Source organism: Acinetobacter sp. CIP 53.82 (genome assembly GCF_000369465.1).
GTDB classification, from domain to species: domain Bacteria; phylum Pseudomonadota; class Gammaproteobacteria; order Pseudomonadales; family Moraxellaceae; genus Acinetobacter; species Acinetobacter indicus.
Window position 1 is genome coordinate 1 of sequence record NZ_KB850045.1, and the last position, 26966, is coordinate 26966.

General features: G+C 47.0%; 25 protein-coding genes and 2 rRNA genes. 9 read left to right on the forward strand and 18 right to left on the reverse strand.

Annotation, left to right across the window (positions count from 1 at the left end; genetic code table 11):
- Positions 1 to 271: 271 nt before the first annotated feature.
- Together F905_RS00465 and rrf are read left to right on the forward strand one after the other, a co-directional pair.
- Positions 272 to 3162, forward strand: a 23S ribosomal RNA gene (locus F905_RS00465).
- A gap of 191 nt (positions 3163 to 3353) precedes the next feature.
- A 5S ribosomal RNA gene (rrf, locus tag F905_RS00470) occupies positions 3354 to 3468 on the forward strand.
- A gap of 975 nt (positions 3469 to 4443) precedes the next feature.
- Here the strand turns inward: rrf and F905_RS00480 are convergent.
- The 5 genes from F905_RS00480 to rplM form a co-directional block, all read right to left on the reverse strand.
- The gene (locus F905_RS00480; protein ID WP_005175723.1) at positions 4444 to 5097 is read right to left on the reverse strand and encodes a hypothetical protein; all 654 of its coding nucleotides are present in this window, start codon (positions 5095 to 5097) and stop codon (positions 4444 to 4446) included.
- Positions 5098 to 5118: 21 nt separating this feature from the next.
- Positions 5119 to 5547, reverse strand: coding sequence for a ClpXP protease specificity-enhancing factor (locus tag F905_RS00485; protein ID WP_005175725.1), 429 nt, complete (start codon positions 5545 to 5547; stop codon positions 5119 to 5121).
- A gap of 9 nt (positions 5548 to 5556) precedes the next feature.
- A complete protein-coding gene (locus F905_RS00490; protein ID WP_005175728.1) occupies positions 5557 to 6210 on the reverse strand; it encodes a glutathione S-transferase N-terminal domain-containing protein in 654 nt (217 codons plus the stop codon).
- A gap of 323 nt (positions 6211 to 6533) precedes the next feature.
- A complete protein-coding gene (rpsI, locus tag F905_RS00495; protein ID WP_004785251.1) occupies positions 6534 to 6920 on the reverse strand; it encodes a 30S ribosomal protein S9 in 387 nt (128 codons plus the stop codon).
- A 12-nt stretch (positions 6921 to 6932) separates the two neighbouring features.
- Entirely contained in the window at positions 6933 to 7361 is a 429-nt protein-coding gene (gene rplM, locus F905_RS00500) for a 50S ribosomal protein L13 (protein WP_004857442.1), read from the reverse strand.
- Positions 7362 to 7691: 330 nt separating this feature from the next.
- On the opposite strand from rplM, the gene pdxA reads away from it, so the two are divergent.
- Genes pdxA through F905_RS00515 form a run of 3 tightly spaced genes read left to right on the forward strand, consistent with a single transcriptional unit; the run spans position 7692 to position 10353 of the window.
- Positions 7692 to 8660 (forward strand): 4-hydroxythreonine-4-phosphate dehydrogenase PdxA, encoded by a 969-nt coding sequence (gene pdxA, locus F905_RS00505; protein ID WP_005175737.1) that lies wholly within the window; start codon positions 7692 to 7694, stop codon positions 8658 to 8660.
- A gap of 30 nt (positions 8661 to 8690) precedes the next feature.
- Positions 8691 to 9503: a 16S rRNA (adenine(1518)-N(6)/adenine(1519)-N(6))-dimethyltransferase RsmA gene (rsmA, locus tag F905_RS00510; protein ID WP_005175739.1), complete on the forward strand. Its 813-nt coding sequence runs from the start codon at positions 8691 to 8693 to the stop codon at positions 9501 to 9503.
- A gap of 7 nt (positions 9504 to 9510) precedes the next feature.
- Positions 9511 to 10353: a symmetrical bis(5'-nucleosyl)-tetraphosphatase gene (locus F905_RS00515; protein ID WP_005175740.1), complete on the forward strand. Its 843-nt coding sequence runs from the start codon at positions 9511 to 9513 to the stop codon at positions 10351 to 10353.
- Between the two features lie 80 nt (positions 10354 to 10433).
- On the opposite strand, the gene F905_RS00520 is transcribed toward F905_RS00515, so the two are convergent.
- The 6 genes from F905_RS00520 to hflX form a co-directional block, all read right to left on the reverse strand.
- Positions 10434 to 10886 (reverse strand): DUF2147 domain-containing protein, encoded by a 453-nt coding sequence (locus F905_RS00520; protein WP_005175746.1) that lies wholly within the window; start codon positions 10884 to 10886, stop codon positions 10434 to 10436.
- Between the two features lie 104 nt (positions 10887 to 10990).
- Positions 10991 to 11437, reverse strand: coding sequence for a DUF2147 domain-containing protein (locus tag F905_RS00525; protein WP_005175748.1), 447 nt, complete (start codon positions 11435 to 11437; stop codon positions 10991 to 10993).
- Between the two features lie 179 nt (positions 11438 to 11616).
- A complete protein-coding gene (locus F905_RS00530; protein ID WP_005175751.1) occupies positions 11617 to 12063 on the reverse strand; it encodes a DUF2147 domain-containing protein in 447 nt (148 codons plus the stop codon).
- A gap of 91 nt (positions 12064 to 12154) precedes the next feature.
- Positions 12155 to 12829: an LrgB family protein gene (locus F905_RS00535; protein ID WP_005175754.1), complete on the reverse strand. Its 675-nt coding sequence runs from the start codon at positions 12827 to 12829 to the stop codon at positions 12155 to 12157.
- An 11-nt stretch (positions 12830 to 12840) separates the two neighbouring features.
- Positions 12841 to 13212, reverse strand: coding sequence for a hypothetical protein (locus F905_RS00540; protein ID WP_005175756.1), 372 nt, complete (start codon positions 13210 to 13212; stop codon positions 12841 to 12843).
- A gap of 35 nt (positions 13213 to 13247) precedes the next feature.
- Positions 13248 to 14606 carry a ribosome rescue GTPase HflX gene (gene hflX, locus F905_RS00545; RefSeq protein ID WP_034597358.1) on the reverse strand — a complete coding sequence of 453 codons (1359 nt, stop codon included), beginning with the start codon at positions 14604 to 14606 and terminating at the stop codon, positions 13248 to 13250.
- A 368-nt stretch (positions 14607 to 14974) separates the two neighbouring features.
- Here hflX and F905_RS00550 point away from each other — a divergent pair, with 368 nt between their 5' ends.
- On the forward strand, positions 14975 to 15790 hold the full coding sequence (locus F905_RS00550; protein WP_034597361.1) for a lysophospholipid acyltransferase family protein: 816 nt from the start codon (positions 14975 to 14977) through the stop codon (positions 15788 to 15790).
- A gap of 21 nt (positions 15791 to 15811) precedes the next feature.
- Here the strand turns inward: F905_RS00550 and F905_RS00555 are convergent, their stop codons facing one another.
- Complete coding sequence (locus F905_RS00555) at positions 15812 to 17446, reverse strand: phospholipase D family protein (RefSeq protein ID WP_171065052.1); 1635 nt, start codon at positions 17444 to 17446, stop codon at positions 15812 to 15814.
- Between the two features lie 107 nt (positions 17447 to 17553).
- On the opposite strand from F905_RS00555, the gene F905_RS00565 reads away from it, so the two are divergent.
- Positions 17554 to 18564 (forward strand): metallophosphoesterase, encoded by a 1011-nt coding sequence (locus F905_RS00565; RefSeq protein WP_005175772.1) that lies wholly within the window; start codon positions 17554 to 17556, stop codon positions 18562 to 18564.
- Positions 18565 to 18580: 16 nt separating this feature from the next.
- Here the strand turns inward: F905_RS00565 and F905_RS00570 are convergent, their stop codons facing one another.
- The 3 genes from F905_RS00570 to trhA form a co-directional block, all read right to left on the reverse strand.
- Positions 18581 to 18985, reverse strand: a complete 405-nt coding sequence (locus F905_RS00570; protein ID WP_005175774.1) for a hypothetical protein — start codon at positions 18983 to 18985, stop codon at positions 18581 to 18583.
- A gap of 138 nt (positions 18986 to 19123) precedes the next feature.
- Entirely contained in the window at positions 19124 to 20443 is a 1320-nt protein-coding gene (locus F905_RS00575; protein WP_005175775.1) for an MFS transporter, read from the reverse strand.
- Positions 20444 to 20584: 141 nt separating this feature from the next.
- Positions 20585 to 21226 (reverse strand): PAQR family membrane homeostasis protein TrhA, encoded by a 642-nt coding sequence (gene trhA, locus F905_RS00580; protein ID WP_005175777.1) that lies wholly within the window; start codon positions 21224 to 21226, stop codon positions 20585 to 20587.
- Positions 21227 to 21333: 107 nt separating this feature from the next.
- Here trhA and F905_RS00585 point away from each other — a divergent pair, with 107 nt between their 5' ends.
- Positions 21334 to 22554 carry a class I SAM-dependent methyltransferase gene (locus tag F905_RS00585; RefSeq protein WP_005175781.1) on the forward strand — a complete coding sequence of 407 codons (1221 nt, stop codon included), beginning with the start codon at positions 21334 to 21336 and terminating at the stop codon, positions 22552 to 22554.
- 10 nt (positions 22555 to 22564) lie between these two features.
- Complete coding sequence (locus F905_RS00590) at positions 22565 to 23005, forward strand: GNAT family N-acetyltransferase (protein ID WP_005175783.1); 441 nt, start codon at positions 22565 to 22567, stop codon at positions 23003 to 23005.
- 56 nt (positions 23006 to 23061) lie between these two features.
- Here the strand turns inward: F905_RS00590 and F905_RS00595 are convergent, their stop codons facing one another.
- From F905_RS00595 to F905_RS00605, 3 genes are all read right to left on the reverse strand, one after another.
- Complete coding sequence (locus F905_RS00595) at positions 23062 to 23394, reverse strand: hypothetical protein (RefSeq protein WP_005175784.1); 333 nt, start codon at positions 23392 to 23394, stop codon at positions 23062 to 23064.
- Between the two features lie 176 nt (positions 23395 to 23570).
- Positions 23571 to 25703, reverse strand: coding sequence for a 3-hydroxyacyl-CoA dehydrogenase NAD-binding domain-containing protein (locus F905_RS00600; protein WP_005175786.1), 2133 nt, complete (start codon positions 25701 to 25703; stop codon positions 23571 to 23573).
- A gap of 11 nt (positions 25704 to 25714) precedes the next feature.
- Complete coding sequence (locus F905_RS00605; protein WP_005175788.1) at positions 25715 to 26920, reverse strand: acetyl-CoA C-acetyltransferase; 1206 nt, start codon at positions 26918 to 26920, stop codon at positions 25715 to 25717.
- Between the last annotated feature and the right edge of the window lie 46 nt (positions 26921 to 26966).

A 26966-nucleotide genomic window follows, 5' to 3' on the forward strand; every position in this document is an offset into this window, starting at 1 on the left:
AATCATTAACAGATTGGCAAAATTGAGTCTGAAATAAATTGTTCACTCAATCAATATACGTTAACGCGTTGTTATGACGGGTTGATGAACGTAGATTGAATTGAGAACTAGCAAATTAACTGAATCAAGCGTTTTGGTATATGAATTTAGATTGAAGCTGTACGGTGCTTAAGTGCACGAGACTTCGAACTGTAGATTAAATAGATAATTGATTATTTATTTAATTGTCTTAATCCTACTTGTAGGGATTAACGACTGTTTGGGGTTGTATAGTCAAGTAATTAAGTGCATGTGGTGGATGCCTTGGCAGTCAGAGGCGAAGAAAGACGTGATAGCCTGCGAAAAGCTCCGGGGAGGCGGCAAATATCCTTTGATCCGGAGATGTCTGAATGGGGAAACCCACTTACCATAAGGTAGGTATCAATACATGAATACATAGTGTATTGAGGCGAACGAGGGGAAGTGAAACATCTCAGTACCCTTAGGAAAAGAAATCAATTGAGATTCCCTCAGTAGCGGCGAGCGAAAGGGGAACAGCCCATTAAGTTATGTGTGTTTTAGTGGAATGCTCTGGGAAGTGCAACCATAGTGGGTGATAGTCCTGTACACGAAAGGGCACACATAATGATGACGAGTAGGGCGAGGCACGTGAAACCTTGTCTGAATATGGGGGGACCATCCTCCAAGGCTAAATACTCCTGACTGACCGATAGTGAACCAGTACCGTGAGGGAAAGGCGAAAAGAACCCCTGTGAGGGGAGTGAAATAGATCCTGAAACCGCATGCATACAAGCAGTGGGAGCAACTTCGTGTTGTGACTGCGTACCTTTTGTATAATGGGTCAGCGACTTACATTCAGTAGCAAGGTTAACCGCATAGGGGAGCCGTAGGGAAACCGAGTCTTAATAGGGCGTATAGTTGCTGGGTGTAGACCCGAAACCAGGCGATCTATCCATGAGCAGGTTGAAGGTTGGGTAACACTAACTGGAGGACCGAACCCACTGTCGTTGAAAAGCCAGGGGATGACTTGTGGATAGGGGTGAAAGGCTAATCAAGCCTGGTGATAGCTGGTTCTCCCCGAAAGCTATTTAGGTAGCGCCTCGGACGAATACCATTGGGGGTAGAGCACTGTTTCGGCTAGGGGGTCATCCCGACTTACCAAACCGATGCAAACTCCGAATACCGATGAGTACTATCCGGGAGACAGACTGCGGGTGCTAACGTCCGTAGTCAAGAGGAAAACAATCCAGACCGCCAGCTAAGGCCCCAAAATCATAGTTAAGTGGGAAACGATGTGGGAAGGCATAGACAGCTAGGAGGTTGGCTTAGAAGCAGCCACCCTTTAAAGAAAGCGTAATAGCTCACTAGTCGAGTCGGCCTGCGCGGAAGATGTAACGGGGCTAAAACTATGTGCCGAAGCTGCGGATGTATACATTGTATACGTGGTAGGGGAGCGTTCTGTAAGCCGATGAAGGTGGATTGAGAAGTCTGCTGGAGGTATCAGAAGTGCGAATGCTGACGTGAGTAACGACAAAACGGGTGAAAAACCCGTTCGCTGAAAGACCAAGGGTTCCAGTCCAACGTTAATCGGGGCTGGGTGAGTCGACCCCTAAGGCGAGGCCGAGAGGCGTAGTCGATGGGAAATTGGTTAATATTCCAATACTTCAGTGTAATGCGATGAGAGGACGGAGAAGGTTAAGTCAGCCTGGCGTTGGTTGTCCAGGTGGAAGGCTGTAGGCATGCATCTTAGGCAAATCCGGGGTGCTCTATGCTGAGAGCTGATAGCAAGCTAGTTTACTAGCGAAGTGGCTGATACCATGCTTCCAGGAAAAGTCTCTAAGCTTCAGTTACACTGGAATCGTACCCGAAACCGACACAGGTGGTCAGGTCGAGTAGACCAAAGCGCTTGAGAGAACTCTGCTGAAGGAACTAGGCAAAATGGTACCGTAACTTCGGGAGAAGGTACGCTGTTGACGGTGATGGGACTTGCTCCCTGAGCGGTTGATAGCCGCAGAAACCAGGCCGCTGCAACTGTTTATTAAAAACATAGCACTCTGCAAACACGAAAGTGGACGTATAGGGTGTGATGCCTGCCCGGTGCTGGAAGGTTAATTGATGGGGTTAGCGTAAGCGAAGCTCTTGATCGAAGCCCCAGTAAACGGCGGCCGTAACTATAACGGTCCTAAGGTAGCGAAATTCCTTGTCGGGTAAGTTCCGACCTGCACGAATGGCATAATGATGGCGGCGCTGTCTCCAGCAGAGGCTCAGTGAAATCGAAATCGCTGTGAAGATGCAGTGTACCCGCGGCTAGACGGAAAGACCCCGTGAACCTTTACTGCAGCTTGACATTGAACTTTGACCTTACTTGTGTAGGATAGGTGGGAGGCTTTGAAGTTGGAACGCCAGTTCCAATGGAGCCGTCCTTGAAATACCACCCTGGTAATGTTGAGGTTCTAACTCTGTCCCGTGATCCGGGACGAGGACCATGTCTGGTGGGTAGTTTGACTGGGGCGGTCTCCTCCTAAAGAGTAACGGAGGAGTACGAAGGTGCGCTCAGCGTGGTCGGAAATCACGCGTAGAGTATAAAGGCAAAAGCGCGCTTAACTGCGAGACCCACAAGTCGAGCAGGTACGAAAGTAGGTCTTAGTGATCCGGTGGTTCTGTATGGAAGGGCCATCGCTCAACGGATAAAAGGTACTCTGGGGATAACAGGCTGATACCGCCCAAGAGTTCATATCGACGGCGGTGTTTGGCACCTCGATGTCGGCTCATCTCATCCTGGGGCTGAAGCAGGTCCCAAGGGTATGGCTGTTCGCCATTTAAAGAGGTACGCGAGCTGGGTTTAGAACGTCGTGAGACAGTTCGGTCCCTATCTACCGTGGGCGCTGGAAATTTGAGAGGATCTGCTCCTAGTACGAGAGGACCAGAGTGGACGAACCTCTGGTGTACCGGTTGTGACGCCAGTCGCATCGCCGGGTAGCTATGTTCGGAAGGGATAACCGCTGAAAGCATCTAAGCGGGAAGCCTACCTCAAGATAAGATTTCCCTAGGACTTCATGTCCTCTAAAGAGCCGTTCGAGACTAGGACGTTGATAGGTTGGGTGTGGAAGCATAGCGATATGTGAAGCTGACCAATACTAATTGCTCGTGAGGCTTGACTATACAACACCCAAACAGTTGTTGTATCAAGCTGAATTCTAAACTAATCCTTGATTTAGTTAATGCGACACAATAAAATTCAGACCCAATGGCCAATCCGTTAATAACTCATTTGGAACAAAGTAAGGCATTACATGCAAAAGCATCAAGCTTAAGCAAAGTAACTAAGACCCGAACAAGTCCATAACAGTTGTGCTGGCGACAATAGCAAGAGTGAACCACCTGATCCCTTCCCGAACTCAGAAGTGAAACCTCTTAGCGCTGATGGTAGTGTGGGGTTACCCATGTGAGAGTAAGTCATCGCCAGCTCATTATTCAAAATCCCCCGAGCTTAAACAGCAGGGGGATTTTTTTATGCTTTTAATAAAGTTATAGTGCTTCAATATAAATAAAATTATTAAAAAATAATCCATGTATAGAAAATTTTATCCCAGCTATTTGCTGTTAAATCTCTGTATTTCAGTTATTTTTTTGGCTATTGGTATGTATCCTGATCATGTGTTATTGAACTACTGGATGGTGGTAATACATTGGATTCTCGGAATTGTGCTGATGCATATATTGATTATCCGTTTACCGGTTTTTAATCGCTTTTATATTAATCGAAAAAAATTATATTATTCTATTGTACAAACCCCAATATATAAGCATGCAGAGTATAAGGCAGCACCCGTAATGTCTGGATTAGTGGTCTTTGGCTTGGTGTGTACCGTGTTATATGTATTCAACATGACAGAGTTTTATGTTGAGTATGCGTTTATTGCAGGTTTATCTGCAGGGAGTATGAGTTTTTAGTATGCTCCCTAAACCATCTCTAAGGCTCATTGAACTGCCGTAGCAGCATGCTTTAATACGTCCTTTAAGTCTTCTTCAAAGGGGAGATAGGGGGTAAGTAAGAATCTCATCTCAAGATCATACCTTCACCATCTAGCAAGTTGAACGGTATTTATTTTCGTAGTGAGTGTAATGGTAGAGTTGCTGTAGAAAATAAAGAATAGATAAAAAGAAACCCCATCATCCTGACGGGGTTTCTTCGTATTTCGTGCTTTAGGTATAACTCCTGTCGTACCTCACGATCCTGGTGTACAAACTTATTATTGTTGTTTTTCGTTTGGGAAACATCCTGTTTCCTGAGGAATTTAGAATACGAAAATTCTGTGTGTACGCCTAGCCTCAATTATCTTCATTCAGTGTAAGCCAAAACGTACAAGGAGACTGAACTATTTATTGGAAAATTTCAGCCATAAAAAACCGCCTATGTCAGGCGGTTTGGAATCAGACTGCTTAAGCAAACATTTGGCTTGCTGCGCAATATAGAATCCATAGAATCGCAATTGCTACGACAGGTTCCAAAACTTTGGCCCAGCCTGGAACAGTCGGTTCTGCTGCGACTGTGCTTTCTACCGGCGCATGATCGGCTTGTTGATGTAACATTTGATTAAACTCCTTCATCGTATCATCTAATGATAGCTCTTCTTGAGGAAGGGGTTTAGAGCCCTTTAACTCTGTTAGTTCGTTTGTTGACCAAACCCAATCATCTGCCTGACCTGACAGATGTTCAATTTGACCCTGTAGCAGCTCTTTTAAGCCGTTGCTGCCAAAGTTACCGGTTTCATCCAGCTGTTTTAATTCGGTCAGTTGCAGGCTTAAAATTTCACTAATACCGTGTTCGAGTTCAGGTTTAGGCAGTTCAGACTGGTTGTGTACCGAAGTGGTCAGATGACGGGACACTTCCTGAATATACAGCGGATCGAGGGTCTTGATTTCCTGATAGAGCTTATTGTCATCTTCGCGCCACAGACGAATCAGTTTGCCTAGAGTTAGCGCATTGAGTTCCTGGATATATGCATTGCGGCTATCAGCATCGTACTGCTGCAAAAGCTGAGGCTTTTGAATTTTAACCTGATCGCTAAAGTATTGTACTAAATCAAAAGCCATGCATTTACTCCTATTTCTTTTTTAATCTAATAATCTTAGGCTTGGTTTTTTCTTTGGTGTTTCAGTTTGTTCCTCTGTGCTTGATTTTAAAGCATTTGGATCATTTTGGATATGTTCATATTCACTTGGATCAAAGAATAAACCCTGGCCATTTTCGCGAGCATAAATCCCCAAAACTGCAGCAATGGGTACATAAATATCGCGTGCTACGCCACCAAAGCGCGCCGAAAAGCTGATGGCATCATTGGAGATGTGCAAGCCATGGACTGCATGTGGCACGATATTTAACACAATCTGGCCATCCTGAATGAACTGCTCTGGCACCATGGTGTTGGGTTGGGTGGCATCGACCAGAATATGCGGTGTAAGCTGGTTGTCGCAAATCCATTCATAAATGGCACGCACCAGATAGGGACGGGTTGGGCTTAAGTTGAGTTCCTGTTCAGACATATCTACTCTCTACTTATTTATTAAAAATTCGCTATAGCGGTTTTTTTCCTGCACGGTTAAGGATTTTACAAATGCAGGGCGACTAAAAATTCGCTGGCAATATAAATGAATCGGGCGGCAATGCTGTTTTGGCAGTTCAATGCCCATGGCTTTCAGGCGCAGGAAAATTGGGGCCAGCATACAATCCAGGATGCCAAAGTTTTCCGCCATAAAATAAGGGAAATGCTGAAATAATGGTGTGAGTGAGACCAGTGTATCACGAAGCTGCTTTTGTGCCTTGGCCTGTGCTGCGCTATTCAGGGTATCTTCATGGCAAAGCAGGATATCGGCCAGCTTTAGCCAGTCCTGCTCAAAACGCCAGATGTATTGGCGCTGCTCTGCGCGGGGTGCTGGTGCATCGGCATAGAGCTTGTTTTGCCGGTAGCGGTCATCGATATATTCGGAAATAATTGGGGCATGGAACAGTTTTAAATCTTGCTCTACCAGCATGGGTAAGCGATTATAAGGATTCAGGCTGGCTAAATCTTCATCTTCATGGTCGACCAGGACCAGATGATATTTAATATTCTTCTCAGCCAGTACCAGGCGAATCCAGTGCGAGCGGAAATCGTCTGCATGACTGTATAGTGTAATTCCCTGTAGCGGTGTATTTTCCAAGGACATAAATCAGTAAGCAGCAAAATGAATCAGTTAGGATACTAAAATTCAACCTAAAAAGCACGAAGCGAAAAAGGATGAATCGGGTGAAAATGGGTTAGATTATAAAAAAATAACAGGAGCGGCGCAGTATGATGATAAAACTTGTGTTTCTGATGTTCTGCTTAGGAATTGGGGTAGTGAACTATTATTTCAGCAAGGCCTTCTGGCTGCATGAGGGCAGTTGGGGTAAAGATGTACCTGAACAATAAATTCCTTTATCTTTAAAATAACAGCCAATAAAAAAGCCTTGGATAAACCAAGGCTTTTTGTCCAACTCGGTAAACGAATTAACGTTTAGAGAATTGAGGACGTTTACGTGCTTTACGTAAACCAAGTTTCTTACGTTCAACTTCACGAGCGTCACGAGTAACGAAACCAGCTTGACGAAGAGCAGGTTTTAAAGTCTCGTCAGAAGCGATTAATGCACGAGTAATACCGTGACGGATCGCGCCTGCTTGACCACCGATACCACCACCAGCAACAGTGATGTAAAGGTCATATTTTTCAGTTGCTTCAAGAAGCTCTAAAGGTTGACGAACAACCATACGAGCAGTTTCACGACCGAAATATTGCTCTAATGAACGGTTGTTGATCACGAGTTTACCAGTACCAGCAGATAAGAAAACACGTGCAGTTGCGGTCTTACGGCGACCTGTACCATAGTTAGTAGCCATGTGCTGTATCCCTTAGATATCCAAAACTTGTGGCTGTTGAGCAGTATGAGGATGCTCGCTACCAGCGTACACTTTCATTTTCTTGATCATTGCATAACCAAGAGGACCTTTTGGCAACATGCCTTTCACAGCGCGTTGGAAGATTTCTTCAGGTTTGTGAGCAACTAACTTTTCAAAGTTAGTTTCTTTTAAACCGCCTGGGAATTCAGTGTGGCGATAGTATTTTTTGTCAAGTGACTTGTTACCAGTTACTTGAACTTGTTCAGCGTTGATAACAACGATGTAGTCACCAGTGTCAACGTGAGGAGTATAAGAAGTCTTATGCTTACCGCGTAAACGACGAGCGATTTCAGTCGCAAGACGACCTAAAGTTTTGCCAGAAGCATCAACAACGTACCAGTCGTGTTGAACTTCAGCTGGCTTAGCGCTGAGAGTTTTCATTAAACCACTACCTATTATAGTTGGTTTGGACGGTGAATCAGTCCAAACAAAAAGGAGACGAGATTCTAAACGAAATTGTCGAGAACCACAATGAAAATATAAAATTTCAAGCGCTGTATTTTAATCAAAATCCTGAGAAAAGAAAAGACTTGCCAAGAACATCCATCTGCCGTGCCTAGTACTGATCAACTTTCAGCTAAATATCCGCCTTCAAAAGCAGTTTAGATTGCCCCAAAACCGGCCAATCTACCCGAATCTTCAGCAGAATTCACGGCCGCTGCGGTCAAAGTCTGCTTATAATGGGAGATGCCTTATTGTTTAGGATCAATCATGCTGCCTTTATATGTGACCAGTGGTGAACCTGCCGGCATTGGCCCGGATATTTGTCTGCATCTTGCTGACCGTGTAGATGAGCGTCCCGTTGTGGTTCTGGCCGATCTGGCCATGCTGGCCCAGCGTGCGCAAGTGTTGAAGATGCCGGTAGAACTGATTGAATACAGCGGGCAAACTGCTTCTTCAGAAAAAGGGCAGCTCTATGTCGAGCATGTGCCTTTACAGCAAGCTGTGGTGATGGGCGAGCTGAATCCGCAAAATGCCGCTTATGTGTTGGAACAGCTACGTCGTTCGGCCGATTATGCCATGTCAGGCAAAAGTGTCGGGGTAGCGACTGCGCCGGTACAGAAGTCAGTCATCAATGACGCTGGTATAGCCTTTAGTGGCCATACCGAATATTACCAGGAGTTTGCGGGCGTGCCGCGCGTGGTGATGATGCTGGCCACCAAAACCCTAAGAGTGGCCCTGGCCACTACGCATTTACCGCTGCGTGCAGTGGCTGATGCGATTACCGCTGAACGTCTGCATCAGGTGATTGATATTCTCATCCACGATTTAAAATCCAAATTTAAAATTGAGCAGCCGAATATTCTGGTCTGTGGTTTAAATCCGCATGCCGGTGAGGGCGGTTATTTGGGCATGGAAGAAATTGAGGTGATTAATCCGGTGCTGGAAAGCTATCGCGCGCAGGGCATCCAGATGAGTTTAAGCCTGCCGGCTGATACCTTATTTACTCCGGAAAACCTAAAAGATGCCGATGGGGTTCTGGCGATGTATCACGATCAGGGCTTACCTGTGCTAAAATCGCAAGGATTTGGTGAAGCCATCAATATTACTTTGGGCTTGCCGTTTATTCGCACTTCAGTTGATCATGGCACAGCACTCTCCCTCGCAGGCAGCGGTCTTGCGAAAAGCTCAAGCCTGAATGTGGCTGTTGATTTGGCGCTGGATTTAGCGCGTCACTGATCTTGTCTTTATTACACGTTGGAAATCTTTATGTATCAGATTAATGCCTTAAACCCGAAAGATGAAGGGCACCACACGCGCAAGCGTTTTGGTCAAAACTTTTTACATGACCAACGTGTGATTGCGAAAATTGTACGCTCGGTCAATCCGCGTCCGGGCGATAATATTGTTGAAATTGGCCCGGGTCTGGCGGCCTTAACTTCACCATTAATTGGTGAATGTGATGCCTTGACCGTGGTGGAACTGGACCGTGATCTGGCTGCCGGTTTGCCGGGGCGTGTGCCACATCCGGAACGTTTAACCATTATTGAAACCGATGCGCTGAAATATGATTTTAGCAATCTGTTTGAAGATGACCGTCCACTCCGTGTGGTGGGTAACCTGCCGTATAACATTTCAACACCATTGTTGTTCCATCTCTTGGAGTTTGGTGACAAAGTCAAAGACATGCACTTCATGCTGCAAAAAGAAGTGGTCGACCGGATTACTGCTGCGCCAAATACCAAAGAATACGGCCGTTTGTCGGTGATGATTCAGTATTACTGCAAACCAACTTTCCTGTTTGAAGTGCCACCGGGCTCTTTTAACCCGCCACCAAAAGTGACTTCTGCGGTGTTTCGTTTAGAGCCGTATGAAGTGAAACCGATTGTGGCAAAAAATGAAAAGGCTTTATCGCGTCTGGTTTCGCATGTGTTTACCCAGCGTCGTAAAACCTTGCGCAATAGCTTAAAAGGCATGCTGGCAGAAGATGGTTTTGAAAAAGCCGGTGTTGATCCGATGGCACGTCCAGAAACCCTGACCCTGGCCGAATTTGTGGCTTTGGCAGATCAAATGGTGGTGTAAAACAACGATGGCACGTTATAACTATGTGATTGGCGATGTACAGGGCTGTTTTGAAGCCCTGAAAGCCTTGCTCAAGGAAATCCGCTTTGATCCGGATCAGGACTTTATCTGGTTTGCCGGTGATCTGGTGGCACGTGGTGAAAACTCGCTTGGCGTGTTGCGCTTTGTCAAAAAGCTGGCTGATCGTGGTGTTGCGACCACAGTGCTGGGCAATCATGACCTGACTTTGCTGGCTGGTGCACGTGGCCTGAAAGAGATTAAAGACAAAGACCAGACCCGCGATGTGATTGATGCCATTGACAGCGATGAATTGATTGACTGGTTACGCAAGCAGCCGTTATGTGTCTGTCCGAATGAATCGACCATCATTACCCATGCCGGTATTCCGCATTTGTGGAGTGCGGAAAAAACTCAGGCGCTGGCCAAAGAAGTTGAAGCGGTGATTCAGCATGACGATTTTGCGGTGATGGATCATTTTCTGGCCGAGATGTTTGGCAAAGAGCCAGCCCTCTGGTCAGATGATTTGCAAGGCAATGAACGCTTACGCTGTATCGTCAACTATCTAACCCGCATGCGCCTGACCGATGCAGAAGGACGCCTGGAGTTCAGTTTTAAAGACAGTCTGGACGATCCGATGCCGGCCGGCTTTAAACCGTGGTTTGAATATGTTTCGGCTGCAGCTGAAACGCATCAGATTATTTTTGGGCACTGGGCCGCGCTGCAAGGCAAAACTATTTCCGCCCAGATTCAGAATGTCGATGGGGGCTGTGTCTGGGGGCATCAACTGGTGGCTTATCGTTTGGAAGACCAGCAATTGTTTACAGTGGATAATCCACTGGAAGAATGGTAACAATATTTTATCTTTATAATTTAAAAATGTGATGTCGAAGTGAAAACAGCCACCTATTAAAGTGGCTGTTTTTTTGAATTTTATTGAATTCGAATCCAAGTTTGGCTGCGCCCTAGTGTAGACACCCCCATATAAGCGCGCAAAGTCAAACGCTTACCTGTCGAGTTGAGGCGGATTTTTGCATCGTAAATACGACCTGCCAATGGATCAATTACGCGTCCTTTTTCGTAATTATTGCTGTCTTTGATCTGTTTTAAGCCTTTTAAAATATCCATCCCTAAAATAGGTTGGTCAGTATAAGGCGCAGGACACTTATTACAAAGTTCACGTGGGGTATAACCTGGACGTGGAGTTACTTTAATAATTTTACCCGTATAGGTTTGATTGGCTTCTTTACGAATTTCGATGACAGCTTTAGGTGAGCCTGTTTTATCATCAATTTGTTGCCAAGTCCCTGCTAAATCTTGTGCCATCGCCAAAGTGCTTAGACTGCCGAAGATGACGGCTATTCCTAAAGCCAATTTCTGAATCATTTTATTTCCCTTACTCGGTCTTTGCGGCTAGTCTAATCTGTGAATTGACTGACACAAAGTCCCGAGTATCTAGAAAAAATGACCGATGCGACACAATTACTCGCTTATTGTTGGCGAATCCACGTTTGTGTCCGACCAATGGCTGAAATTCCGACGTAACCACGTAAAGTTAGACGTTTATTATTAGACGCTAAACGGCCTTTCAGGCTATACATTTTGCCTGTAAGTGGATCTAAAATACGTCCATCGGCATAGTTGTTATTTTCCACATGCTTTAAGCCATGAATAACTTCCAAACCCACCAAAGGTTTGTTGGTATAAGGTGCAGGACAATTCACACACATAGTTTTTGGAGTATAGCCTGGTCTTGGTGTGACTTTAATAATTTTACCTGTAAAGCTGCCATTTTCAGCTTGGGTAATTTCAATAAGTGCTTTAGGTGAGCCTGTTTTGTCATCAATACTTTGCCAGATACCCGTTAGGTCTGATGCAAACGCTGAGCCACTGAAGATGAAGCTTGCAAATGCGCCCATCAATACATTTTTCTTCATATCAGTTCCTTTGATTGTCGAAAGTTATCACAGAGGTTAATTCAAGGTATAAAGCGAGTTGTGGAAGGAGTCAAGCGATTTGAGAGGTAATTAATCTTAAAGTTGCAACTAAGATGCAGAAAAACCAATAAAAAATGCCACGAACGTGTGGCATTTTATGTGAAAAGAGAAGTGATTAATTATTCGCTTTTAATCCAAGTTTGGCTGCGTCCTAAGGCCGATACACCGACATAACCTCTGAGGGTTAGACGTTTACCGTTGCTGCTCAGTTTAGCTTTGGTACTGTAAATATTGCCAGACAGCGGATCAATAATCTTGCCGCCGCTATAGTTGAGTTTGCCCTTATACGCCAGTCCTTTTAGTACATCCATGCCTAAAATGGGCTGATTGGTATAAGGCGCAGGGCAGTTGACACAGGTTTCTTTTGCTGTGTAACCCGGACGTGGCGTTACTTTGACGATTTTAGCGGTATAAGTGCCATTAGCTTCTTGACGAATCTCTAAAATGGCTTTGGATGAACCGGTTTTATCATCAATATTGCGCCAGGTACCGGAGAGATCTTCCGCGAAAACGCCAGCACTGAATGTGGCTGCCAGAAGTGCCACTGTATATTTAAATTTTCCCATGTTTCTATCCCTTTAATACACTTCAAAAAATTCAATTTTCATCTTAAGAATATTTTTTCATCAACACAAGATGTAAATATTGATTCTTGAGTCACATTTTTTGAATAAAGAGTATAAATGTTGGCAGCCAGACTGCGGTAAACACGGCATTCACCGCCATCCCAAATGCAGCATAACGACCGGCTACACTACCACGCTGCCAGGCCTGTGCTGTGCCAATTGCATGCGCAGCAAGGCCTAAGGCCAACCCTGAGGCGCGCTCATCATTAATATCACGTAGCAGCAGCGGTGAGAAAGCGGCACCAATCACCCCGGATAAAATCACAATCAGAATGGCCAGACTGACCGGTGCTTCCAGCAGGGTGGCAATATTGATGGCAATTGGTGTGGTCACGGCACGGGTGGCAAATGCCATGATGTCATCGCCGGCCATATGTAAGAGATAGGCCAGTCCCATTGGCAAGGCTACGGCACTGATGCTGGCAAACAGCAAAATACCCAGAATAGCTTTGAGTGGCAGATCATCATAGCGCATGGCCGCCAGCGGAATCGCCAGTGCCACGGTCACATAACCCAGCAGATGGTTAAACAGTGGATTGACCTGTGCCATATAATCTTCATAGGGAATGCCAAATACATACAGCAGCAGCACAATAAAAATCATGCCAAAGACAATGACTGGAATTTGCGGCAGTTTCTGGTTACAGGGTTTGGCAAGCAGATAGGCCACCAGGGTGATTAAAAAGCCATAAACAATTGCGAGCATGTTTTAATCTCCTAGAGCCAGCGTTTGGCCATTTTGGCATACAGCCATAACGGCAGCAGGGTGCTGAGGAACAGCACCACCAGAAAGGCCGGAATTTTATTGCCCATATGGGTCAGCATCAGCAGTGAGCCGGCACTAATCGGCAAAAAGGCAAACGCACTTTCTTTCATGATTTTATTGTTGATATCGACAATCCGGGCTGGAATTTTATGCAGTCGGCGCCACAGGAAAAGCACCACCAGCAGGCTGAGTAAACCCATCAGGTTGCCCAGTTCAGGATGGTTGAAATAGGTCGCAATCCAGACGGCTGTTTCACGAAATACAATAATTAAGAGCAGTGTGCCAATCCAAGCTGGCCAGTCGATACGTTTAAGCCTGTTCATTTTTTATCAGTCGGTCATATTTTACTGTTCAAGTTTTAACTGATCTCATCATCAATTTCAAATTCTTCTAAAGGCCGTTTAAATTGCTGAGCCTTGGCACCCAGAATTTCGTCCAGCGGCAAGTGCGCCTGACGGATCATCTGTTCCAGTTTGGCAGGGGCCATATTTACGCGCAGATTCAGTTGTCCCTGCTCATCATAGTGCTCGGACTGAATCACATTCAGTTCATAAAACTGGTTGCGTAATTTGCCATAGGCCGGTTTTAATACCACATCAAAACTTTGAATCTGGCCCATCAGACATTCATGTACCGCCTGACGTAACAGTTCCAGTCCCTGACCCGAATGTGCTGAAATATACACTCGCTCCGGCTGATGAGGCTTGGCATAGACAATTTTGGCCTGCTCGCCGGTGCAGTCGATTTTGTTATAAACCCTGAGCACCGGCACATCTGCGCCAATTTCTTTCAGGACGCGCTCAACTGCTTCAATCTGTTCCAGCATGTCCGGACTGCTGGAATCAATCACATGCAGCAACAAGGTCGCTTCCAGAGTTTCTTCCAGCGTGGCCTTAAATGATTCCACCAGCGAGTGCGAGAGATTACGGACAAAACCCACGGTATCGGCCAGCACCAGCGTACCAATCCCATCCCATTCCAGCCGGCGTAAGGTCGGGTCGAGCGTAGCAAAGAGCTGATCGGCGGCGTAGACATCGCTATTGGCCAGAATATTAAACAGCGTCGATTTGCCGGCATTGGTATAGCCAACCAGTGATACGGTAGGAACGGCGGCTTTTTGACGGGCCACACGACCCTGCATACGGGTCTGGCGGACTTTATCCAGTTTGGCTTTCAGCTGGCCCATACGAATTCTTAACAGGCGGCGGTCGGTTTCCAGCAAGGTTTCACCCGGACCACGTAAACCAATCCCGCCTTTTTGACTGTCCAGATTGCCGCGGCTACGAATCAGGCGTGAGGAGAGGTGATGCAATTGTGCCAGCTCGACCTGCAATTTCCCTTCATAGGTCCGGGCGCGCTGGGCGAAAATATCCAGAATCAGCTCGGTCCGGTCGACCACACGGCATTTCATGATTTTTTCAAGATTACGTGCCTGTGCCGGCGTCAACGCATGATCGAAAATCACCAGTTCAGCCTCGAGTTCTGCAACCAGCGCAGCAATTTCGTCCGCTTTACCAGAACCGATAAATAACTTGGCATCGGGTTTAATCCGCTGGGCAAACACATGCTGCAAAACTTCAGCGCCTGCAGACTTTGCAAGCAGATGAAATTCTTCTGCATCAAGGTCTTCTAAAATCTGTACGCTGACGCTCACGAGCACAACGCGTTCACCGCCTTGATGTTGCTGGTAATCTGGCACCTGGGCATTTCTCCTCATGAAAATTCTATTCTAGAGCAAAAAGCGCCAGCTGCGTGAACTAGATGAAGATGATTACAGCAGCATGACAAAAAGCAGGCGAATCCTCACAATCCTCAATTTGGAATCAGTATCATCCTCTTTGTGAGAGGGAGGCATGGAAAGCTTGATCGTTGTATCTGATTCATCAGCATGATCATTACATCAAGGGATTTGCTGTGGATTTATCCATTGCAGCAAGACTGTAGAAGAATTGGTATAGCGCATTTCAATTGAGCGATCTGGACAGTTTTTCGGTGCTTATGATCAATGTCTGGTCAATTGCTTCAAGATAGAATACAGTTCTCTGAACAATTCTTGCTGTGATTTTCGCAATTCACGATTATGCTATGTCTCAAGTTTCTTTATCTTCATCCGCTTCAATGAATAGTTTGTCCAAATTTTTTCTCTATTCTAAAAAAATCACTGCCGGTCTGGCAGCGGTGAGCGAAGGCTTTTATCTGGTGTATCGTCACAGCTTGTATAAGCAGCCGAATAATCCGCAGAATACCCGTTATGTGCAGCATTTTTGCCGTCAGTTGTGCAAGGTGTTCAATATTGAAGTTGAAGTGCATGGAGAAATTCCCACCCAGCCGGCCTTATGGGTCAGCAACCATGTGTCGTGGCTGGATGTGCCGGTGCTCGGTTCAGGTGCGCGGGTATTTTTTCTGGCCAAAGCTGAAATTGAGCAATGGCCGGTGTTTGGAAAGTTGGCCAAAGGTGGCGGGACCTTATTTATTAAACGCGGTTCCGGGGATTCAATTAAAATCCGCGACCAGATTACCCAGTTTTTAAAACAGGATGTGCCGGTACTGTTTTTCCCGGAGGCCACGACTTCGGATGGGACTAAAATTAAAAAAGTACATGGCCGTTTATTGGGCGCGGCAATTGAAGCGCAGCGTCCGGTGCAAATCTGCCTGATCTGTTATATCAACCAGCAGGGCGAGCTGGATACCGTAGCGCCGTTTATCAATGAAATGACCTTTATTGAGCATGTTAAAAATGTGCTGGAAATGCCGAAAGTCACCGCACATTTAATGGCTCTAAACCCGATTTCGGTAGAAGGGCATACGGTGGAAAGCCTGACCTCGCTGGTTCAAAACAAGATGATTGAGGGCTTAGAGCAGCTGCATCAAAAAGTCCTGATTCAGCAGGCCAGTGCTTAAGCTTTAACCTGTGTTGCAGGCTTACATAAAGCCTTCAATTGGCAGCCAGGAAATGATTTTCATGGCTGCTTTTTCATACCATTTCATTTTCGGTTCTTTAACAAATACGCGTTCTTCGCCTTTGCTGTTCACGACGCGCCAGTTAATGTTGTTTTGTGCATCCAGCACCAGACGGTAGGCATATTTGGATAAATTGGCATCCATGGTCTGATGCACCGATTTTGCCAGCGTTGGACTGTTGAGCAATACCCCAATTTCACTGTTTAAATAGGCTGAGCGCGGGTCAAAGTTAAAAGAGCCAATAAAGACCTGTTTTTCATCCAGTGCCATCAGTTTGGCATGCAGGCTGGAACGGCTCAGGCCTTTTAAGCTGACTTTGGCTTTTTTCGACAGTTCTTCGGTATTGCTGTTCAGATGCTCGGCCTCGGGTGCATATAAAAACTCATACAGCTCGACATCATTTTCCAGTAAGTCCTGACGGTATTTGGCATAAAACGCGTGTACCAGCGGAACGTCATTGGCCTTATAGGAATTGGTCAGTACCCGCACCTGTACGCCGTCATTGGCCAGCTGTTTTAAGCGGTCAGCCCCGGATTCTTCCGGCACAAAATAGGCCGAAATAATATCCACACTTTCAGTCGGTTTTTCCAGATGACTGAGCAGCTGGAAATTCAGTAATTCTTCTTTGGGTGCGCGGTCTTTAATCTTGCTTGGCGAGTCTTTCACCACTTCTGCTTTGACCCAGTCAAACTGGATTTTGTGGTTAAACCACTGTTCAATGGCTTGGGAGCGTGTGGCTAAATCAAGATAATTTTGTACCGCCACTTCTGCAGAATGGTCTTCGAGCTGCTGTTTCAGGCTTTCATAACGCAGATGATGCTGCTGTGGATTGACCAGCTGCTTGACCGAATAGGCATAATCATCATTCCAGTATTCATCAAAGGAGTGAATGATTTCATCGGAGGCAGAACCGACCAGCATCACATCGACATCGGAAAACTGATAGCTGTCGCTGACGTTATAATACTGGTTACTCATATTGCGCCCGCCAATCAGGGCAATCTGGTTATCAGCAATAAAGCTTTTATTGTGCATGCGCCGGTTGATACGTTTTAAATCCAGCACCATGTCCATGGCGCGGTATTTACGGAAGCGGTACGGATTGTACAGCTTGACGTCGATATTGCTGTGCTGGTCCAGCGCCAGATAAATACCTTCCATTTTCTTGGCATTGTTATCATCGACCAGCAAGCGCACTTTCACGCCGCGATCAGCCGCGCGAATAATTGAATGTAGTGCCAGCGCCCCGATTTTGTCGTTGTCCCAGATATAATATTGCAGGTCTAGGGTTTCTTCTGCCTTATCAATTAAATACAAGCGTGCTGACAGGGCTTCCAGCGGATCGTACAGTACCCGATAACCGGTCAGCTGCGGATTTTTTTCACGCAGCGGCAATACAACCTGGGCCAGATGGGTATGCTCGGTTGGCGTTTCAAAGGCCATTTGAACCGGATATTCAATCTGTTTGGGCAGGGTTGAACAGCCACTGACTCCCAACACTAAACTGCAACTCAACAGCATGGCCGCGGTAGAAGCAGATGCAGAGCTTCTCGCGTATGTATTTGATTGCAAATTAAATTTGTCAGGATGTATCATATTGTCTAAAACAAGTCCAAAATTTGGTTTGAGTATAATTGCCAGCTGTGAAAAGATAAATATAAGAACGGACGAATTTAGTCGCCGGGGGAGAGTCGGGCATAACTATGTGGGATAGCCAATCAATTATACTGTATTTCTATATCGGCTTGGCCATACTGGCAGTTTGGGCTGTGTCGCAGGCATGGCGCAGTCAGGCCAATACAGAAACGATTCATCCCTTTAAAGCCTTTGTGCATCTGCTGGCCTTTTATCTGTCTTACTTATTAATTCCGCTGTTTTTCTTTAGTATTTATGCCGGCTGGATTGGCTATTACTCCTTGCATGAAGCCATTTTTATCGGGCTGGTCAGTGGTGTGCTGGTCTATGCGCGTTTTATTGAACCGCATCTGATTTTGGTCAAAACCACCCGCTATCAGATGCTGCCCGATCAGCCGCTACAACGCCCGGTCCGAATTGCCCTGATTGCCGACCTGCACATTGGTCTGTTTTCCGGGCATGAACGCCAGCTCAAGCAGATTGTCGCCAAGATTAACCAGGAAGAACCGGAAATGGTGCTGGTGGCAGGTGACTGGACCTATGAGCCGGAAAATAAACTGGCCGATGAACTGGCAATACTAAAAGAGATTAAAGCGCCAATTTATTCCGTGACCGGCAATCATGATGAACAGTATCCCGGACCGCCGATTCAGGAACTGCTCAAACATGCGCTTGAGGTCAATCATGTGATTGATATTGAAGGGAAGATTGTCGAATTTGACGAGTTTCGCCTGATTGGGATTGGTGACTTATGGTCCGGCCGTACCGATATGCGCTATATGCCGGATTTACCGCAAGACAAGCCGTGGCTGATTTTGTCGCATAACCCTGATACGGTTGATATGGTGCCAAAATTGCCGACCCATCCCTTAATGCTGTCGGGGCATACCCATGGCGGTCAGGTGGAATTGCCGTGGCTGACCGATTATGTAATGAAACGCGTATCTATTGTCGGCCATAAAAAAGGCCTGTACCGGCATGAACATGCCGATGTGTTTGTCACTGTCGGTACCGGAATGGTGGGTGTGCCATTTCGTTTCCGGGTACCACCGACCATTGATATTATTGAACTCTGCTAATGCCAAAGGGGGTATTTTAAAAGACCCACCACAGCAAGGCAATCAGAATCACGACGCCAATCAGGACCAATACCCCGATATTCAGGCGGTGATTGTTCCGGTTTAAATCTTCAATGCCATTTGCCGCTGTTTCGACCGGGGCTTGTGCTTCGGTATGTAGCTGCGGGCGCGGTGGATCTTCAGTATCAAAATAAGGTGTGCTGATGTCGTCTATCGGTTTGGGGGCACATTCACCCTTGGAGGCATCCATGGCCAGACCGTGCTGGCGAATCAGTTCATCAATCAGCTGCTGGGCTTCTGCTTCAGTCAAATGACTGTCTGTGCGGAGGTATTGCACCGCTTCATGGCGTTTGCCATCATCCAGCAACAAAATAACTTTCACCAGTTGTTCTTCCCGAAGGGTTTCAATCAGACGATCCATACAATGACCTGCTGGCGGGGGATAAGCTTTTATTGTTTCTAAACTTGGCCAGATGCAATAGTGTGTTTGTGTATGATTTTGCATCACAAATAAAAAACCAGCGTTATCTACGCTGGTTTTTTCAGTCAGATGAATGTTTTAAATCTGGTTGTTGACATCATCATGCTTGGTTTCACGAATCGCTAAGAAGGCCAGAAGTGACAAGATAGATGCAGCTGTCAGGTAATAACCCACGGCAGCCAGACCATATTCGGTCGCCAGTTTGGTGGCAATCAGCGGTGCAAAAGAGGCACCGAAAATACCGGCCAGGTTAAAGGTCAAGGCAGAACCGGTATAACGCACCGAAGTCGGGAAAATCTCTGACAGGACGGTCCCAATTGGACCATAGGTCAGCCCCATAATCGCCAGACCAATACACAGGAACAGGAACACCACCAAGGTATTGCCGGATTCCAGCATACTGGCAAAAACCAGACCAAAGAGCGCCGATACAACACACACACCAATAGACGTGGCTTTACGGCCAAATTTTTCTGCCAAAATCGCTGAGAGTGGAATAAACGCTGCAAAGCACAGGGTAGCAATCAGCTGTAATTCCAGGAAGTCGGCGCGGCTATAACCGAGCTGGGTGGTGCCCCAGTTGAGCGCGAATACCGTGGTCAGATAGAACACCACGAACGTACAGATCGCGGCAATGGTGCCTAAAATCAGCATGCCCCAATGTTTGGTCATGACTTCTTTAAACGGTACATTCACTTCTTTCTGTTTGTTTAAAACATTCTGGAAAGCCGGTGTCTCATGCAGTTTTAAACGAATCCACAGACCAACAATTACCAGTAAGGCACTGGAAATAAAGGGAATACGCCAGCCCCAGCTCATGAATGCTTCTTCGCTCATGAACGCACCCAACAACAGGAAGGAGCCGGTGGCCAGAATAAAACCAATTGGAGCCCCCAGTTGCGGGAACATGCCGTACCAGGCACGTTTGCCTTCCGGTGCATTTTCGGTGGCCAGTAAAACCGCACCTGACCATTCACCGCCCAAGCCCAGCCCCTGACCTAAACGGCACAGGGCCAGCAGTAACGGTGCGGCAATGCCGATTTGTGTATAGGTGGGTAACAGGCCAATAGCTACAGTGGAAATCCCCATGGTCAGCAGCGCAGCGACCAGGGTGGCTTTACGCCCAATACGGTCACCGAGGTGACCAAACAGTGCCGCGCCAATCGGGCGGGCAATAAAGGCAATGGCAAAGGTGGCCAGAGACTGAATGGTGGCGGTCATTGGATCGGTACTGGTCGGGAAGAACAGGTACGGGAAAATAATGACCGCAGCAGTCGCATAAATATAAAAATCGAAGAATTCGATGGTAGTGCCTACCAGACTCGCGGTGAGGACACGAAATTTTGAGTTCGTTGGTGCTGCTTCTTCATTGATTGCAGCAGAAGTTGATGACGCCATGAATGACCTTACACTTATTAAAAATAAAAAATTAGTTTTACAAGCGTAATCTTTTTAAAAAAGGCGTAATTTCTTAAAAAAACAACGGCAATCGTTTCGATTCAACGCGCTCAGGGTCACTGAAATGGAGAATCAAAACAATTAAATCACGTACAGATAGATAGACAGAAAATGTGATCCTGCCCCGATCAATACAAAAATATGCCAGATAGCGTGTGTGTATCTTACCCGTTTTAACGCATAAAACAATGCACCAATCGTATAAGAAATTCCACCAATCAATAAAAAAGTTAGCGCAGGTGGACTTAAAAAGCGTTGCATATCATCAATCACCAGAAGTGCTAACCAGCCCATTACCAGATAGGCAATCAGTGAAATTTTCTGAAATCGGTTGATGAACACCAGCTTAAATACAGTGCCAATCAGGGCAATAATCCACAGTGCAATTAACAGATATTGCGCTTTGGCAGTAGGAATGGCGATAGACAGAAAAGGGGTATAGGTGCCGGCAATTAAATAATAGATGGCGGTGTGATCGAGCTTTTTATACCAGCCGCGGCGCTGTGGGCTGTCGGCATAATGGTACAGACTGGACGCCGAAAACAATAGGAACATACTCAGCGCATAGACCCACAGCCCGATCCAAGGGCCAATACTTAAATAACTGCCTTTAATCACTAAAAAAATACCGGCCACCAGCGCCAAAGCCGCGCCTATGGCATGGCTGATGAAGTTCATTCGTTCTTCAACCGGATCGTAGTCGGGTGCCAAGGGTGCATTCATAAGCGTGGGATCGTTATAATTAAAATATACGAATGTATAGTAATTCAATTTTGCATTTCGCGTAAGACGCTTTACACTTTAGCTGCAATTCATTTCAGGTTTTACTCATGTCTCAATTGGCGACTTCTCCCAATCCGGAACAACAATTTCTAGATACGTTTCAGCAAGCCATTGAAACACAGCGTTTTGAGCGTTTAATTCTGAGTCAGTACAAAGGCGAACTTGAACAGCTGGAAAAAATGACCTTCCGGGTCATTTCTTTGCAAAATGAAGCTGTACTGAACTGTGTGTACCGATATAAAACCCAGGATGTTACCAAAAACTATCCTTTATCTGAGGCTGTGGCTCAGGTCAGCGCGCTGCTAGGCTGCTGCAAACAGGCCAATTTATTGACGCGAGATGAAGACCTGCAGCTGAAAAAGAACAAGAAAAAAGCCATACTGATGGTGAACAAGAAAAAAGCTGAGGTTGCACCGGCAACTGTTACGCAAGGTCATGACCGCAGCAAACAGCGTTATGTCGAACAGGACAGCCCATTTTTGCAGCATTTAAGCATTACCGATCAGCACGGCCAGATCATTCCGAGCATGGCGCGAAAATGGAAACAGATTAATAAATTTGTGGAAATTTTCTCCGGGGCAGTGGAGCAGCTCAACACTCAAGATCAGCCTTTGCATATTGTCGATTTTGGTTCTGGCAAAGGCTATTTAACTTTTGCCCTGTATGACTATCTGGCCAAGCATCAGCAGACGCCGTATGTGACCGGTGTGGAACTGAATCCGAAAATGGTCGCGTTCTGCCAGCAGGTGGCGCAAGATTCCGGCTTTCAGCAACTGGACTTTTTCCAGGGCGATGTCCGTACCTATGCCCCGGAACAGCTCGATGTGATGATTGCCTTGCATGCCTGTGATGTCGCCACCGACTTTGCCATTCACACCGGCATTCGCCTGAATGCACAAATGATTATGTGTGCGCCGTGTTGTCATAAAGAGTTACGTCCACAATTACAAAGCCCAAGCGTTTTGCAACCGATGCTGCACTTTGGAATTCATGCCGGACAGCAGGCGGAAATGCTCACCGATACCATCCGGGCCTTATTGCTGAAAGCCTATGGCTATGAGACCAAGGTGTTTGAGTTTGTGTCACTGGAACATACCAGCAAAAACAAGATGATTCTGGCCACCAAACGCAAAGACTATACTGCGCCAGATGTGGCAGTGCTGGCCCAGATTCAGGCCTTAAAAGAACTCTATGGCATTCAGAAACATTCGCTGGAGCTATTGCTGAATGATCAGTGGGACCAGCAGGATATCGGACGTAAATGTTAAGGATAAAACAATGAGCCAGATCAGTATTCATGCCGGCAGCTGGCAGGACTTGCAGGCCGATGCCAAAGTAATTCGTGAAGCGGTTTTTATTCAGGAGCAGGCAATTGCCCCGGAAGATGAATGGGATCAGGAGGATGCAGTAGCGCTACATTTTGTCGCGTATGCACAGCAGCAGCCAATCGCTACCGCACGTTTGCTCTCCAACCATAGCATTGGCCGGGTTGCGGTCTTAAAGTCTTACAGAGGTTTAGGTCTGGGCAAGAAAGTGATGGAAGCCATTATTCAGCAGGCCCAGCAGGAGCAGCGTCCTTTTCTGGTGTTATCAGCACAAGTCTATGCCACCGGTTTTTATCAGCAGCTTGGTTTTCAGGTCGAAGGTGAGGAATATCTGGACTGTGGCATTCCGCATATTCGGATGCGCCGTGAACTGCACCCAACTGAAGAAAAATAGCAATCTGCATCCAATAAAAAAGCGGACGTGAAGTCCGCTTTTTTAATATTTGCTGATTAGTGACCGTGTCCCGTGGTATCGCTATGGCTTTCATCCATGGCAGCGTATTCCGCTTCGGTCATCTGATGCTGTTCTGCGCTGGCCGCCGCACGAGCTTCACGCGCTTCGCGGTCAGCCTGAGCTTTGGCCAAAGCCTCTTCAGACATGGCAGGCGCATTTTTAAACGCATGTTGCTGGGTGTTGTGTTTATTCTGCTGGCTTGGCATATAGTCCGGTTCATTGCTCACGGCAAGATAGAACAGGCCAAGAAATAACGCACCTAAAACCGAGAAAATAATAAGTGCTTTCCAACCCCAAGGAGATTTTTCTGGAGATGAGTGGTCGGTCATAACAAACTGCCCAATTGGATAAAAAGAAAACTGAATCTGTTGAAACTTTATAACATAATTATTTCAAAGTCCAAGCCAAGAAAATGCTTTCCTTGCGCCGAGGCGCGGCTCAATACTGTCGCCAGAACAGACAAGAGGCCCTAAAGGCCTCTTGAATGCTACCCAGATGGATGGGTTTAAATTTGTTCGCCTTGCGCGACTTTATCTTTCAATAACTGCGGTGGGGCAAAACGCTCACCATAGCGTTGTTCCAGAGCTTGTGCTCGGTTTAACGCATCTTTTAGTCCATATTGATTCAGGAACTGCAGGGCACCACCTGTCCACGGGGCAAAACCAATCCCGAAAATCGAGCCAACGTTACCATCTACCACCGATTCCAGCACGCCTTCTTCCAGACAGCGCAAAGTATCCAGCGATTGGACAAACAGGAAGCGGTCAATCAGTTCCTGCTCATCGACAGTCTGCTCTTTTTTCCAGTAACTGAGGCCTTCCCAGAGCGATTTTTTGCCACCTTCAGGATAGTCATAGAACCCGGCGCCGGCTGCTTTACCTTTACGGTTAAACTGATGGATCATGGTTTCAATGACTTCATCTGCACCTGAGCGTGGGCGTTCTTTGCCTTCCGCCTGCAAGGCTTTGCGGGTTTCTGCCGCGACATGCTCGGATAAGGTCAGCGAGACTTCATCCTGAATCGCCAGCGGTCCAACAGGCATCCCGGCTTTGAGCGCGGCCATTTCAATTTTGGCCGGATGGATGCCCTCTGCCAGCATACGCAGACCTTCCTGCACAAAGGTACCAAACACACGGCTGGTAAAGAAACCACGACTGTCATTGACCACAATAGGCGTCTTGCCAATCTGCTGGACAAAGTCATAGGCCTTGGCCACGGTTTCACGATTGGTGTTCTGGCCTTTAATAATTTCAACCAGTTGCATCTTATCGACCGGACTAAAGAAATGCAGGCCAATAAAACGGCTTTGATCTTTCGCGGCTTGCGCCAGACCGCTAATGGGCAGGGTCGAAGTATTAGAGGCCATCACGCCATCGGCAGCCAGATAGCCTTCGGCTTCCTGGGTCACCTGTGCTTTTAATTGCTGATTTTCAAACACCGCTTCAATGATCAGGTCACAACCAGCCAGATCTGCGGTTGAGGCCGTTGGGGTAAGGCGTGCCAGAATCTGGTCACGTTTTTCTGCAGTCATCCGCCCTTGAGCAACTTTTTTATCCAGCAGTTTCTGGCTGTAGGCTTTGCCTTTTTCGGCATTTTCTATAGCAACATCTTTTAGGATGACTGCAATGCCTTTAATGGCTGCGGCATAGGCGATTCCGGCACCCATCATCCCGGCACCTAAAATACCGACTTTTTTCGCCTGCCACTGCGGAATATCCTGTGGGCGGCTGGCGCCGGATTTAATGGCATTCAGGCCGTGCCAGAAGGTGCCAATCATATTTTTAGAGACCTGACCTGTCGCCAGATAGGTAAAATAACGTGATTCAATGGTCAGTGCGGTATCGACATCGACCTGCGCGCCTTCGACCGCAGCCGACATAATCGCTTCCGGTGCCGGATAACAGCCTTTGGTCTTGTCACATAAAATCGCCGGAGCAATCGCCAGCATCTGCGCCACAGCCGGATGTTTCGGATCACCACCCGGAATTTTATAGCCTTTTACATCAAACGGTTGCTGTGATTTCGGATGTGCCTGAATCCAGTCGATGGCTTTTTGCAGCATTTCATCTGCTGAGTCGGCCGTGTCATGGATCAAGCCCAAAGACAGAGCTTTTTCTACCCCAAACTGTTTGCCTTCGATTAAAAATAGAAAAGCAGTTTGCAGGCCGAGCAGGCGTACCATCCGCACGATGCCGCCACCACCTGGCAGCAAACCTAAAGTCACTTCCGGTAAACCGAATCTGGTTTTCGGATCATTTAAAGCAATGCGGTGATGGCAGCCTAGCGCCAGTTCCCAGCCACCGCCGAGTGCTGTGCCATTTAAGGCAGCCACCACCGGAATACCACGTGTTTCGATATAACGCAGCTGGGCTTTCATGCCTTCCACCATCTGGAAAAAATCGCTGGCCTGTTCCGGCTGGGCTTGAATCAGTTCATCGAGATCACCGCCGGCAAAGAAGGTTTTTTTGGCCGAACGGAAGATAATCCCGGCAATCTGTTCATCGGCTTTGAGTTTTTCCACGGTTTCCGCCAAAGCTGCACGGAAATCTGCATTCATGGTGTTGGCGGACTGGTTTGGCGAGTCTAGCGTTAAGATTACAATATTGTCGGCGTTTTTTTCGAATTGAATAGCGCTCATGCGGTTCCTCCTTAAACCAGTTCAATAATGGTGGCAATGCCCATACCGCCACCGACACATAAGGTGGCCAGACCACGTTTTTTGCCCTGACGTTCCAGCTCATCCAGCAGGGTGCCTAAAATCATGGCACCGGTGGCCCCGAGTGGATGACCCATGGCAATTGCACCGCCGTTGACATTGACTTTGGCCGGATCGACCTGCATCTCGTTAATAAACCGCATGACCACCGCCGCAAAAGCTTCATTGACTTCAAACAGGTCAATGTCCTCAATGCTTAAGCCAGCTTTGGCCAGAGCTTTACGGGCTGCCGGTGCAGGACCGGTGAGCATGATGGTCGGGTCAGCACCAACCAGTGCTGTGGCCAGCACTTTGGCGCGTGGTTTCAAACCCTGTTCCTGCACGGCTTTTTCCGAGGCCAGTAACACCAGCGCGGCACCATCGACAATACCGGAGGAGTTACCAGCATGATGCACATGCTGAATTTTCTCGACTTCAGGATATTTTTGCAGGGCGATGGCATCAAAACCCATCTGTCCCATCATTTCAAAACTTGGATTGAGTTTGGCCAGGCCTTCCGCGGTGGTATTCGGCTTAATAAATTCATCTTTGGCTAGAATTACAACACCGGCTTTGTCCTTGACCGGCACAATTGAACGCTCAAAATGACCATTGGCCTGTGCAGCCGCGGCTTTCTTTTGTGACTGCTCGGCAAAGGCATCGACATCGGCGCGGCTATAGCCATCAATGCTGGCAATTAAATCGGCACCAATGCCTTGCGGGACAAATTCCGAGGCCATGTTGGTTTCCGGGTCCAGCGCCCACGGGCCGCCATCTGAACCCATTGGTACGCGGGACATTGACTCCACTCCACCGGCGACGACCAGATCTTCCCAGCCAGAGCGGACTTTTTGCGCGGCCAAGTTCACGGCTTCTAGACCGGAGGCACAGAAACGGTTGATCTGCACACCTGCCACATCATTGTTCCAGCCGGCAGCAATCGCTGCTGTTTTGGCAATATCGGCACCCTGATCACCGACCGGTGTGACGCAGCCCAGCACAATATCATCGACCTGGGCAGTATCCAGCTGATGGCGCTGTTCTAATTCACGCAACAGGGTGGTGACCAGACTGATTGGTTTCACTTCATAGAGTGAACCATCTTTTTTTCCTTTTCCGCGTGGTGTGCGAATGGCATCAATAATATAAGCCTCGCTCATGTGCTATCCCTTTGATGAGTTTTAAATTGTTATGCTTTTTGAGTGT